Origin of the sequence: Pseudomonas sp. NPDC086566 (assembly GCF_050280885.1) — a bacterium.
Classification (GTDB): Bacteria; Pseudomonadota; Gammaproteobacteria; order Pseudomonadales; family Pseudomonadaceae; genus Aquipseudomonas; species Aquipseudomonas vlassakiae.
Genome location: NZ_JBNNWD010000016.1, coordinates 57,441 through 69,747, shown reverse-complemented (window position 1 = coordinate 69,747; position 12,307 = coordinate 57,441). Strand labels below are relative to the sequence as shown.

Below are 12,307 nucleotides of genomic sequence, written 5' to 3'. Positions count from 1 at the left end.
GGGCTGCGGGCCTTCTGCAGTTTTTCTACGGCGGCTTCGATGGCCACGTGCTCGGCCAGCGGGCGACGGTGCAGGCTGCGCGGGATCGGCAGGGCATCGGTCTGCTCGGCGGCGATGTCTTCCGGCAGCTCCAGGTGCACAGCGCCCGGCTTTTCTTCTTCAGCCAGGCGGAACGCTTCGCGCATACGGGCCGGGATGTTGTCGGCCGAGGCGAACTGGTGAGTGTACTTGGTGATGGGGTCCATCATGCCGCACACGTCAATGATCTGGAAGCGGCCCTGCTTGGACTTCTTGATCGGTTTCTGGCCGGTGATCATCATCATCGGCATGCCGCCCAGGTAGGCGTATGCACTGGCGGTTACCAGGTTGGTTGCACCAGGGCCCAGGGTCGACAGGCTGACGCCGGTCTTGCCGGTCAGGCGGCCATAGGTGGCAGCCATGAAGCCCGCGGACTGCTCGTGGCGGGTCAGTACCAGCTTGATCTTCGACTTGCGCAGGGATTCCAGCAGGTCGAGGTTTTCCTCACCAGGAATGCCGAACACATACTCGACACCTTCGTTTTCCAGGCATTGCACAACAACATCGGCGGCTTTGGCCATCTTTCTTATCTCACCTACGGTCATCGGGATGCGAACACGCTCCAGCGCTTGCGTATGCACACGCGAAAGCGGGCCACACAGTGCACTGCCACCGCAAACAATGCAACGCCATTTCATTATTCATTAAAGTTCTGCCGCCGAACGGCCGAAACCCTATCGCCATTACTTGCGCCTACTGATATCCAACCCAGAGGAAAGACATGCGAAAGGTTTCCATTGCGACGCGCTTAACGCTGGCCTTCGGCCTGATCGCATCGATCATCGTCATCGTCGGTTTGTTCGCACTGCTGCAGATGTCCCGCGTCGACGCCATCAATCGCACCATCGAGCAGGTCAGCACCCCGACCGCTACGGCACTGGGCAATATGCGCGAAGCCGTACTGGGCATCCGCGTGAACGCACTCAAACTGGCGTTCTACCCAGACGACGCCATGCGCGCCGACAGCAGCCGGCGCCTGGAAGTCCAGCTCGACAAACTCGCCAAGGCCCAGGCCGCTTACCTGGCCAAACTGGCGGACCCGCATGAGCGTGTGCTGTACCAGGAAGTCGAGCCTTACCTGCAGGCCACCGCACCGGGTATCCGAACGCTGATCGCACTGGCCAAGGCGCGCCGCGAAGCTGAAATGGTGGCACTGCTCAACGGGCCGCTGCGGGAAAACTCCGAACAGTCCTTCCCCCGCCTGTATGCTCTGAGCGACCTGAACCAGCGCAACATCAACCAGGCCTTCGCCAGCGCCAGCAGCACCTACGCGACATCGCGAACCAGCGTGGCCCTGCTGATGGTGGCCGCCGCACTGATCACCATCGGCGTCGCGTGGCTGGTCAGCCGCAGCATTATCCTGCCGATCAACCGAGCAGCGCGCGGCGCCGAAGTCATCGCCTCGGGCGACCTGACTCAGCCGATGGAGAGCGAAGGCCGAGACGAGATCAGTCGCCTGTTCGATGCGCTGAAGCAGATGCAGGCGAACTTGCGCGCGACGATCGACCAGATCGTCCGGTCAGCATCGGTTATCGCCGAATCTTCGACACAACTGAGCGCTGTAACCATCGAGTCGAACGAGAACCTGCAACAACAAGCCAACGAGATCGAACAGGCCGCATCAGCGGTCACCGAACTGTCCGCCGCCGTGGACGAAGTGGCGCGAACCGCGGTCGGCACCTCGCAAGCGTCGGCACAGACCCAGGTCGCCAGCGAAGCCGGCAATGCACGGGTGATCCAGACCGTCGAAGCCATTGAACTGATGAGCCGGGACATCCAGACCAGCACGCAGCAGGTCGACAGCCTTGCCAGCAGCGTGGCCGACATTGCCAAGGTGCTCGATGTAATCCGCGGCATTGCCGAACAGACCAACCTGCTGGCACTCAATGCCGCCATCGAAGCGGCTCGCGCCGGCGAGGCCGGGCGCGGGTTTGCCGTGGTCGCTGATGAAGTCCGCGCCCTGGCCCACCGCACCCAGCAATCGACCCTGGAGATCGAAAGCATGGTCGGCACGATCAGCAGCGAATCCGGCCAGGCGGTGGCTGCGATGAACGACAACCGCGCCCGCGCCAGTCACAGCTTGCAGACCGCTCGCGAAGCGGGCCAGGCACTGGCTCAGGTCATGGTGCACATCACTCGCATCAACGAACAGAACCTGGTGATCGCCAGTGCCGCAGAAGAACAGGCGCAGGTTGCCCGCGAAGTCGATCGCAACCTGATCAACATCCGCGACCTGTCTGCAATTTCGACCACCCAGGCCCACCAGACCGCTTCGGCAAGCCAGGCGCTGGAGCAGCTGGGTATCCAGCTCAACGGTCTGGTCACACGTTTTCGTACCTGAGTCGTGACCTTGGGCGCAGACAAAACTTGGATTTTCGCAACGTCATTCTATTTAATGATGTTGCGAGGCATAATGTCGCGCCTCCGTATCGGCCACGCCAGAGCCGAACACCGAGACCTGAATCCTGACCTGAGCGAGCTCCTGATGTCCGACACACCCAACTCACGGCGCGAGTTCCTTCGTCGCAGTGCCATTCTCATTCCGGCTGTCAGCCTGGTGGGCTACGCCGCCCATGAAGCGATCGGGTCGAACGCCACGCATGCCGATTCCAGCCATGCACCCGGCCGAAACCCACCTGCCGAGCGTTACAACCCCACGTTCTTCACCGACAGCGAGTGGGCGTTCGTCCAGGCCGCCTGCGCCGTGCTGATCCCCGAAGACGAAGAAGGCCCCGGCGCACTGAGCGCAGGCGTACCCGAGTTTCTCGACCGGCAGATGGAAACGCCCTACGCCCACGGGCGGCTTTGGTACATGCAGGCGCCCTTCATCACCGACCAGGCGCCCGAACTGGGCTACCAGATGAAGCTGGTACCGCGCGAGCTCTACCGCCTGGGCATCGCCGACCTGGATACCGCTTGCCTCAAGCAGTTCGGCAAGGCCTTCGCGCAGCTGAGTGAGAGCCTGCAGATCGAGGTGTTCAGCCAGCTGGAAAGCGGCAAGTTCAAGCTGGCCCGGGTACCGGGCGGTAGCTTCTTCGCTTTGCTGCTGAAGAACGTCAAGGAAGGCTATTTCGCCGACCCGATGTACGGTGGCAACAAAGACATGGCCGCCTGGAAAATGCTCGGTTTCCCTGGCGCCCGCGCCGACTTCATGGACTGGATCGACCGCCCGAACGAGCGCTATCCACTGGGTCCTGTTTCCATCAATGGCCAGCGGGGGTAACGACATGGCACTCAAGAAACCTGAAACCGATGTGGTCATCGTCGGCCTCGGCTGGGTCGGCTCGATCATGGCCGCCGAGATGACCGACGCCGGCCTGAACGTGGTGGCACTGGAGCGCGGCCCCGACCAGGACACCCCGACCGACGCCAGCTACCCGAAGGTGATCGACGAACTGGCCTACAGCATCCGTGGAAAGCTCTTTCAGGACCTGTCCAAGGAGACGGTGACTATCCGCCACAACCCGGCTGGCGTGGCGCTGCCCTACCGCCAGCAAGGCACCTTCCTGCTCGGTAACGGCGTCGGCGGCGCGGGCTTCCACTGGAACGGCCTGAGCTGGCGCCCGCTGCCCAGCGACCTGAAGCTGCGCAGCCACTACACCGAACGCTATGGCAGCAAGTTCATCCCGCAAGGCATGACCATCCAGGACCACGGCGTAAGCTTCGAGGAGCTTGAACCCTTCTTCACCCGCTTCGAGGAAGTGGCCGGTGTGGCCGGCAAGGCCGGCAACATCAAGGGGCGGCTTATCGAGGGTGGCAACAAGTTCGAGGGTGCGCGCAGCAAGGAATACCCGCTGCCGCCACTGAAAAAGGTGTATGGCGAGCAGCTGTTCGACAAGGCCGCGCGCAGCCTGGGCTACTCGACATTCTCGATTCCGGCCGGTAACGCCTCCGCCCCCTACACCAACCCCTATGGCGTGCGCCTGGGCCCGTGCAACTTTTGTGGTTTTTGCGAAAACTACGGCTGCTACATGTACTCCAAGGCCTCGCCGCAGACCACCATCCTGCCTGTGCTGCGCCAGCGGCGTAACTTCGAGATGCGTACCCTGGCGCATGTCACCAAGGTCAACCTCGACAGCTCGGGCAAACAGGCCACCGGCGTGACCTACATCGACGCCCAGGGCAACGAGGTCGAGCAACCGGCACGCCTGGTCATCCTCAGTGCCTTCCAGTTGCACAACGTACGCCTGCTGCTGCTGTCGAACATCGGCAAGCCCTACGACCCGCACACCGGCGAAGGCGTGGTCGGGCGCAACTACGCCTACCAGATGCTCGGCTCGGTCACCGTGCAACTGCCCAAGGGTACCTACCTGAACCCGTTCATCGGCACCGGCGCCGGCGGCACGGCGATCGACAACTACAACGGCGACAATTTCGACCACAGTGGCCTGGGCTTCCTCGGCGGTGCCAACATCGGCCACCACCGCACTGGCGGCCGCCCGATCGGCCAGACCGGCGTGGCCAAGGGCGAGCCGAACTGGGGCAAGGGCTGGAAAGGCGCGGTAAGCGACAACTACCAGCGCAGCATGAACCTGTACACCCAGGGCTCGGTGATGGCATACCGCGACACCTACCTGGACCTCGACCCGACCTACAAGGATGCCTTCGGCCAGCCGCTGCTGAGGGTGACATTCAACTGGCACGACAACGACATCCGCATGTCGCAGTACGTGACCAACAAGGCCGCCGAGATCGCCGTGGCGATGAACCCGTCGAGTTACACCGTCAACGCCAAGAAGATCGGCACCCCCTACGACACGCGCTTCTACCAGAGCACCCACACCACCGGCGGCGCGATCATGGGCACCGACCCCAAGACCAGCGTGGTCAACCGCTACCTGCAGTGTTGGGACGTGCCGAATGTGTTCGTCATAGGCGCCTCGGCGTTCCCGCAGAACATCGGCTACAACCCCACGGGCCTGGTCGGCGCGCTGGCCTACTGGTCGGCCAATGCTATCCGCGAGCGCTACCTGAAGAACCCGGGCCGTCCGCTGGTGGAGGTATAAATGATGAAAAAGCTCACCCGCACTGTGCTGACTCCGTTATGCCTGGCCATCAGCGCCGCTGCCCTGGCGGCAACAGACGACGCCGCCATCACGCGTGGCGAGTACCTGGCACGCGCCGGCGACTGCATGGCCTGCCACACCGCCAAAGGCGGCCAGCCGTACGCCGGCGGCCTGGGCCTGGAAACCCCCATTGGCGCGGTGTACGCCACCAACATCACACCTGATGCCCAGCACGGCATCGGCGCGTATTCCCTGGAAGATTTCGACAAGGCGGTGCGCCACGGCATTCGCAAGGATGGCAGTACCCTCTACCCCGCCATGCCCTACCCCTCGTACGCCAAGGTCACCGACCAGGACATCGCCGACCTGTATGCCTACTTCATGAAAGGTGTGCAGCCGGTGGCCGAGGCCAACCGCGATAGTGACATCCCCTGGCCGATGAACATGCGCTGGCCGCTGGCGTTCTGGCGCTGGACGTTCGCCCCGAAGGTCGCCACCGAAACGGGCAGCACGCCAGACCCACAACTGGAGCGCGGCCGCTATCTGGTCAACGGCCTCGGCCACTGCGGGAGTTGCCATACCCCACGCGGCATTGGCATGCAGGAAAAATCACTTACCGACAGCGATGGCGACCACTTCCTGGCCGGCGGCGCACCGCTGGAAGGCTGGGTGGCGAAAAGCCTGCGCGGCGACGCGCACGATGGCCTGGGCAGTTGGAGCACCGAGGAGCTCGCGCAGTTCCTGAAAACCGGCCGCACGGAACGCACGGCGGTGTTCGGTAGCATGACCGATGTCATCCAGCACAGCATGCAACACCTGACCGATGCTGATCGCCTGGCCATCGCTCGCTACCTCAAGAGCTTGCCCCCGGTGAATGCGTCGCCTGCCGTCAAAGCCGAAAGCAACACCGCTTTGCAACTGAGCCGCATGGAGGTGAGTACCCCAGGCGCTCGCACCTACATCGACAACTGCATGGCCTGCCACCGCAGCGACGGCCGCGGTTACGCCGAAGTGTTCCCGGCCCTGGCCGGCAACCCGGTACTCAATGGCAAAGATGCGACCTCGCTGATCCATATCGTGCTGGACGGCGGCTACCTGCCGGGCAACCAGCATGCCCCCACCGGTTACGGCATGCCCGGCTTCGCCTGGCGCCTTGGCGACCAGGAAGTGGCAGACGTGGTGTCGTTCATTCGCTCGGGCTGGGGAAATTCAGGCTCGCCTGTGTCCCCGGACGAAGTGGCGAAGCAACGCATGCAGCACTGATGCAACAGCCACGGCCCCGCGCCTCGGCGCGGGGCCGTACTGACCTGCAGGTTTCCCGGGCCGTAACGCTGAACAGGCCGGCTGCTGCCTGCTCGGCGCCGCCTGCGGTCTGGATGTGGTCCATCCGAGGTCACCAATACCGGCATCTTCGGCATCAACTGGCCGACCCGCAGCTCGTTCTTGCTCGCTTTGAACTTCAAAGTCGCGCCCGCGCTCTCCAGTTGTTTTTATTTTGGAACGCTATTTCCTTTAAATAAGGTCACATAATTTTGAGCCTCCTCCAGAGCCGCGAAAAATACCGACGAAAATCGTCGCCTTTCGTCGCATCATGATTTATTTTGAAATGGCATTGCATTAAACCAAGAACACAACAACAACCTGGACGCTCACGCGCCCCTTGCCGCCAGGAGCCCTCATGAGTTTTTTCGCTGCCCCACCCACCGTTGAAACCACCGTCTTCACGCGCCTGCCCGAACGCTTTCGCGACCCGCGCCCCACTGCCTGGGCCAACGCCAACCGCCAGGGGCGCGCAATCGACTCATTCCTCGAGGGCCCGTCTTTCGACCGTCAGGGGCGCTTGTACGTGACCGACATTCCCAACGGGCGCATCTTCCGCATCTCGCCTCAAGGCGAATGGGAGCTGGTCTGCCAGTACGATGGCTGGCCCAACGGCCTGAAGATTCACCAGGACGGGCGCATCTTCATCACCGACTACAAGCGCGGGATCATGCTGCTCGACCCGCAGACCGGCGCCATCGAGCCGCTGCTGGACTCGGCCGGCTCCGAAGGTTTCAAGGGCGTCAACGACCTGGTGTTCGCACCGAACGGTGACCTGTACTTCACCGACCAAGGCCAGACTGGCCTGCAGGACGCCACGGGCCGGGTATACAAGCTCGACGCCAAGGGCAACCTGACGTGCCTGCTGGGTACCATTCCCAGCCCCAATGGCATCGTCTACGACCCCCACCTCAACCACCTGCTGGTAGCCGTGACCCGCGCGCAGCAGATCTGGCGCATCCCACTGGGTAACGGCTCGATCGTCGGCAAGGTGGGCGTTTTCGCGCAGTTGCATGGCGGCCTGGGCGGACCCGACGGCCTGGCACTCGATGCGCAGAGCAACCTGTACATCGCCCATACCGGCTTCGGCTCGGTGTGGAAGCTGTCGAAAGTCGCCGAACCGCTGCAACGCATCGTCTCCTGCGCCGGTATCAGCAACACCAACCTGGCCTTCGGTGGCGATGACGGACAGACCCTGTTCATTACCGAATCCGAGACCGGCAGCATTCTGCAGGTCCGTACCGCCACACCTGGGTTGCAGATGTATTCCCACAGCTGAACCCGCGCCTGTCAGCGCACACAACAACTACAAAAGAGTGACGACATGAACCACGATTCCCCTGCAGCCCAGGCGCCGCTCAGCGACGCCGAGGGCGAACGCCTGATGCGCCGCGTGCTGTGGCGCCTGGTGCCGTTCATCTTCATCTGCTACGTGATCAGCTACCTCGACCGCACCAACGTCGGCTTCGCCGCCATCAGCATGAACCAGGACCTGGGGCTGACCGCGACGATGTTCGGCTGGGCGGCCGGCCTGTTCTTCTTCGGCTACTTCATGTTCGAGATCCCCAGCAACCTGCTGATGCAGCGCTTTGGCGCACGGGTGTGGATTGCCCGGATCATGATCACCTGGGGGCTGATTTCGATGGCCACCGCCTTCGCCACCGGCCCGATCAGCTTCAGCATCGCACGGTTCCTGCTGGGGCTTGCCGAAGCAGGCTTCACGCCAGGGGTGTACCTGTACTTCACCTACTGGTTCCCCGGGAAGTGGCGAGCGAAAGCTACCGCAGCGTTCCTGCTGGGCATCCCGGTCGCCAACATCGTCGGCTCGCAACTGTCGGGCTGGCTGATGGAACAGCACGGTGTGTGGGGCCTGAAGAACTGGCAACTGCTACTGGTCACCGAATCGATGCCTGCCGTGTTGCTCGGTATTGCCTGCCTGTTCGTGCTGGTCGATGCCCCGAACAAGGCAAAGTGGCTGAACCCCCGCGAAAAGGCCTGGCTGACCCAGCGCCTGTCCCAGGAGCAGCAGGCCATTGGCGCCTCCCACGGCAACACACTGCGCGCAGCACTGACCAATCCCAAGGTGTTCACCCTGGCGGCCATCAACTTCTGCTGCATCGTCGGCTCCATCGGCATCGGGCTTTGGCTGCCGCAGATCATCAAGAGCCTGGGTATTTCCAGTGGCGTGGTCGGCCTGGTCGTGGCGCTGCCTTACCTGCTAGGCGCCGTGGCCATGACCTTATGGGCGCGCCTGGCCAACCGCAGCACGCACCGTCTGCCCTACGTGGCCAGCGCACTGGCGTTTGCTGCACTGGCCCTGGTGAGTGCTGCGCTGATCGACCAGCCGCTGCTGAAGATCGCCAGCCTGTGCCTGGCCGTGGCCGGCATCCTGTCTTTCCAGGCAACGTTCTGGGCGATTCCGTCGACCTTCCTCACCGGCCGCGCCGCAGCGGGCGGCCTGGCGCTAATCGTCTCGATCGGCAACCTTGGCGGCTTCACCGGGCCCTTCCTCATCGGCCTGATCAAGGATGCCACGCACAGCTTCACCCTGCCGTTCTTCGCCGTAGCCTCGATCCTGCTGATCGGTACCTGCCTGATGCTCTGGCTGGGTGACCCGGCCAAGCAGCAAACGCCGCAGGGCCAGGGTCAGGCTGCCTGACCGATCAACTACGGCGACGTATGCCGTACTGCCCCAGCAACCCCAGCACCAGCACCCCACCGGCGATCCCCAGGGTCGCCGGTGCCCCCCAGCGGGCCGCGACCAGCCCGGCGATCATCCCGCCCAGAGCCTCGAAGCCAAAACGCATGGCGATGTAGAAGGCAATCACCCGGCCACGCAAGTGGCCCGGCGCACCGCTCTGCAGCTGCATGTTGGTGCTGACATTGCTCAGGGTGATGCCAAAACCCAGCAATGCCAGCGCCAGCAACGCCAATGGCAGCATGCCCGCCAGCCACAGGCCGACCAAGGCGACCGCGCACAGCAGCGCCCCGGCGTCGGTGAACTGGCGCAGGCGGGGCAATGCGCCGCCGAACGCCAGCACCAGGGTCGCCGCGAAGGCTCCCGCCCCCGCCGCCCCCCACAACCACCCCAGCACCTGCGCGTCACCGGCAAACACCGCCTTGGCGAGGATCGGCAATAGCGCTGCATAGCAGGACGCCAACAGGTTGACCATGATCACGTTGACCAGCAGTTGGCGCACATTGCGGGTCTGCCACATGTAGGCCAGCCCCTCGCGAAACACCTGGGCAGTCGAGCCACTGGCCTTTGGGCTGGCGCTACCGCGCACTTTCAGCAAGCCGAACAGCAATGCCAGGAAGGCCAGGGCCGTCAGCGCGAAGCAGGTCGCCTCGCCCGCGAGCGCGATCAGTGCCCCGGCCAATGGCGGGCCGACGAAACGTGCGCCGTTGATCAGCATGGCATTGAGTACCAACGCATTGGGCAGGTCGGCCGGGTCATCGACGAAACTGCCGATCAACGCCTGGCGCAACGGTGTTTCCAGGGCGTTCAGCAAACCCAGCAGCAAGGCCATGCCAGCGATGACCGGGCCATCGACCCAGCCCAGCCAGGTAGAGAGTGCCAACGCCGACGACTGCAGGGTCAGGATCACTTGCACGATGATCAGCAATCGACGTTTGTCGTGCCGGTCGATCCATGCACCGGCCAGCGGGCCAATCAGCAGTTGCGGCGCCAGCGAAAGGAAGGTGATCAGGCCCAGCAGCACGGCCGAACCCGTGAGGTGATAGGCGAGCCAGGCCAAGGCCACCTGCTGCACCCACTTGCCCAGCGTGGAAACCCCCTGGCCGGCGAAATAGATCTGGAAATTGCGGTGGGCGAGCGCCCGGATGGCCGAAGGCCATTGACTACGATGCGACGACGGTGAATCGGTCAAGTCTGCGAATCCTCATGAGACCCGCGCCAGTCCATCGCCTGCTGCGCCCCCCCATCGCAAGGTGCGCAGCAGGTTATTGGGTCAGCCTGGCAGCAGGCAGCCTTTCTTCTTCAAGGACTCAATGACCCAGGAACGGTCGTTGGTACCTTGGGCAATGTGCTCCATCTGAGCGGTTTCGGCAGCATGCTTGGCCGTGGCCCGGGCATAGACTTCGGCAACCTGGTCGTACGGTACGCAGAGCAGGCCGTCCTCATCGCCGATCACCAGGTCGCCCGGCTCGATCACCATACCATCAATGGCAATCGGCACGTTGATCTCGCCCGGGCCGTCCTTGTACGGGCCCCGGTGCGACACACCGGCGGCGAACAGCGGGAAGTCGCCCGCGCCGATATTGGCCGCATCACGGATCGCGCCATTGATGACGATGCCTGCCACACCGCGTTTGACGGCATAGGCCACCATCATTTCGCCGATCAGGGCGTTGGTCAGGTCCCCGCCGGCATCGACCACAATCACGTCGCCTGGCTGAGCGATGTCGAGGGCATAGTGCAGCATGAGGTTGTCACCTGGGCGAGCCTTGACGGTGAGGGCCGGGCCGCAGAGCCCCCCTTCACGGTGCATTGGACGCAGCCGGGCACCGCCCGCCGTCATGCGGTTCATCGAGTCGCTGACGTTGGCGACCGGAACCTCACGGTAGCGTGCAACCCACTCTTCGCCAATTTTGCGCGTGCGCTCAAGCACTTGGAAGCCAATGCTCATGTGACATACCTCTATTGATGTTATTCGATGTCATCGGCGGCCGCCGAATCTGTTTTTTAGAATGGCATTGCATTATTACTTTTTCAATCGCTTTTTTTGGCGATGAGACGTACGACATGGAGCATGCGATTTATTTTGTTGCAACGCCGTTTCATTATGGTAGGGTTTATTCCATCGCCGCCCATGAGCTGCAGCGACTGCCCTGACAATAAGAAGGTGTTCACGATGTCCCGTACCATTCTGATTACCGGCCCCGAACTTGCCGCCGAGGCCATGCAACTTGCCGCCGACCAGGGCCTCAGGGTGGTCCCCACCACGCCCTACCTGCCGGCAGAAGAGCTGGTCGCCATCATTCGCGCGGAACAGCCCGATGCCATCATGGTTCGCCAGGGCAGCCTGACCCGCGCCATGATCGAGGCCTGCACCAAGCTGAAGCTGATCACCAAGCACGGTGTCGGCTTCAACACCATCGATATCCAGGCTGCTGCCGAGCACGGGATACCTGTGTCGATCGCAGTGGGTGCCAACGCACAGTCAGTGGCCGAGCATGCCTTTGCCCTGATGTTCAGCGTCGCCCGCCAAACCGCCCTGCTCGATGCACGCATGCGTGAAGGTCACTGGGACAAGGCGTCGGCCAACGGCATCGAGCTGTCCGGCAAGACCTTGGGCCTGGTGGGTCTGGGTTCGATCGGCAGCATTCTGATGGACCTGGTGGCGCCGCTGCGCATGAAGGTCAAGGTGTTCGACCCTTACCTCAAGCAACTGCCGGCACGTGCCAATGTCGAGCGCGAAGAAGATTTCGATCGCCTGCTGGCCGAAAGCGATATCATCAGCCTGCACTGCCCGCTGACCGAGACCAATCACGGCCTGATCGGCGCTGACCAGCTGGCACGCATGCGTCCGGGTGCCATCCTGATCAACACTGCCCGTGGCGAGCTGATCGACACTGACGCCCTGGTACAGGCACTCAGCGAGCGTCGCATTGCCGGTGCGGGCCTGGACACCTTCAGCCCCGAGCCGCCACCCGCCGACAGCCCGCTGTGGGGCTTGCCGACCCTGGTCGCCACACCACACGTCGGCGCCAACACCACCGAAGCCCGTGACCGTGTAGCCCTGGTCTGTGTGAGGCAGGTGCTGGATATCCTGGCGGGCAATGCCCTTGATCCGCGTTGCGTGGTCAACCGCCACCTGATCGACAGCTGATTGCAGCCCTCTCGCGCCGCGTTGCGAGAAGCGGCGCCGATACCACGCGTC

The 12,307-nt window shown here is 63.2% G+C and carries 9 protein-coding genes and 2 pseudogenes; 8 read left to right on the top strand and 3 right to left on the bottom strand.

Annotation, left to right across the window (positions count from 1 at the left end; genetic code table 11):
* The coding region (locus tag ACQKPS_RS26080) for a thiamine pyrophosphate-binding protein (protein ID WP_427606134.1) at nt 1-599 on the bottom strand (599 nt) is incomplete at its 3' end.
* A gap of 200 nt (nt 600-799) precedes the next feature.
* Between ACQKPS_RS26080 and ACQKPS_RS26075 the strand changes: the two are divergent.
* The 7 genes and pseudogenes from ACQKPS_RS26075 to ACQKPS_RS26045 all read left to right on the top strand — a co-directional run.
* Nucleotides 800-1,564, top strand: a pseudogene (locus ACQKPS_RS26075) (MCP four helix bundle domain-containing protein); the annotation flags it as partial.
* 336 nt (nt 1,565-1,900) lie between these two features.
* Nucleotides 1,901-2,419 (top strand): annotated as a pseudogene (locus ACQKPS_RS26070) (methyl-accepting chemotaxis protein); the annotation flags it as partial.
* Nucleotides 2,420-2,563: 144 nt separating this feature from the next.
* Nucleotides 2,564-3,301 carry a gluconate 2-dehydrogenase subunit 3 family protein gene (locus ACQKPS_RS26065; RefSeq protein ID WP_254485133.1) on the top strand — a complete coding sequence of 246 codons (738 nt, stop codon included), beginning with the start codon at nt 2,564-2,566 and terminating at the stop codon, nt 3,299-3,301.
* A 4-nt stretch (nt 3,302-3,305) separates the two neighbouring features.
* On the top strand, nt 3,306-5,084 hold the full coding sequence (locus ACQKPS_RS26060; RefSeq protein WP_427606132.1) for a GMC family oxidoreductase: 1,779 nt from the start codon (nt 3,306-3,308) through the stop codon (nt 5,082-5,084).
* Nucleotides 5,085-5,087: 3 nt separating this feature from the next.
* On the top strand, nt 5,088-6,347 hold the full coding sequence (locus tag ACQKPS_RS26055; RefSeq protein ID WP_427606141.1) for a c-type cytochrome: 1,260 nt from the start codon (nt 5,088-5,090) through the stop codon (nt 6,345-6,347).
* Nucleotides 6,348-6,762: 415 nt separating this feature from the next.
* Complete coding sequence (locus ACQKPS_RS26050; protein WP_186604244.1) at nt 6,763-7,683, top strand: SMP-30/gluconolactonase/LRE family protein; 921 nt, start codon at nt 6,763-6,765, stop codon at nt 7,681-7,683.
* Between the two features lie 45 nt (nt 7,684-7,728).
* Nucleotides 7,729-9,063: an MFS transporter gene (locus ACQKPS_RS26045; RefSeq protein ID WP_427606130.1), complete on the top strand. Its 1,335-nt coding sequence runs from the start codon at nt 7,729-7,731 to the stop codon at nt 9,061-9,063.
* Between the two features lie 4 nt (nt 9,064-9,067).
* Here ACQKPS_RS26045 and ACQKPS_RS26040 read toward each other — a convergent pair whose 3' ends face one another.
* Entirely contained in the window at nt 9,068-10,249 is a 1,182-nt protein-coding gene (locus ACQKPS_RS26040) for an MFS transporter (protein WP_254485556.1), read from the bottom strand.
* A gap of 126 nt (nt 10,250-10,375) precedes the next feature.
* On the bottom strand, nt 10,376-11,053 hold the full coding sequence (locus tag ACQKPS_RS26035) for an RraA family protein (protein ID WP_427606128.1): 678 nt from the start codon (nt 11,051-11,053) through the stop codon (nt 10,376-10,378).
* Between the two features lie 225 nt (nt 11,054-11,278).
* Between ACQKPS_RS26035 and ACQKPS_RS26030 the strand changes: the two genes are divergently transcribed.
* The gene (locus ACQKPS_RS26030; protein ID WP_427606126.1) at nt 11,279-12,256 is read left to right on the top strand and encodes a hydroxyacid dehydrogenase; all 978 of its coding nucleotides are present in this window, start codon (nt 11,279-11,281) and stop codon (nt 12,254-12,256) included.
* Nucleotides 12,257-12,307 lie beyond the last annotated feature (51 nt).

Excerpts from the sequence above, each read along its gene's own strand:
- ACQKPS_RS26065 (WP_254485133.1), top strand. The coding sequence starts at position 2,564 with ATGTCCGACACACCCAACTCACGGCGCGAGTTCCTTCGTCGCAGTGCC.
- ACQKPS_RS26060 (WP_427606132.1), top strand. The coding sequence starts at position 3,306 with ATGGCACTCAAGAAACCTGAAACCGATGTGGTCATCGTCGGCCTCGGC.
- ACQKPS_RS26055 (WP_427606141.1), top strand. The coding sequence starts at position 5,088 with ATGAAAAAGCTCACCCGCACTGTGCTGACTCCGTTATGCCTGGCCATC.
- ACQKPS_RS26050 (WP_186604244.1), top strand. The coding sequence starts at position 6,763 with ATGAGTTTTTTCGCTGCCCCACCCACCGTTGAAACCACCGTCTTCACG.
- ACQKPS_RS26045 (WP_427606130.1), top strand. The coding sequence starts at position 7,729 with ATGAACCACGATTCCCCTGCAGCCCAGGCGCCGCTCAGCGACGCCGAG.
- ACQKPS_RS26035 (WP_427606128.1), bottom strand. The coding sequence starts at position 11,053 with ATGAGCATTGGCTTCCAAGTGCTTGAGCGCACGCGCAAAATTGGCGAA.
- ACQKPS_RS26030 (WP_427606126.1), top strand. The coding sequence starts at position 11,279 with ATGTCCCGTACCATTCTGATTACCGGCCCCGAACTTGCCGCCGAGGCC.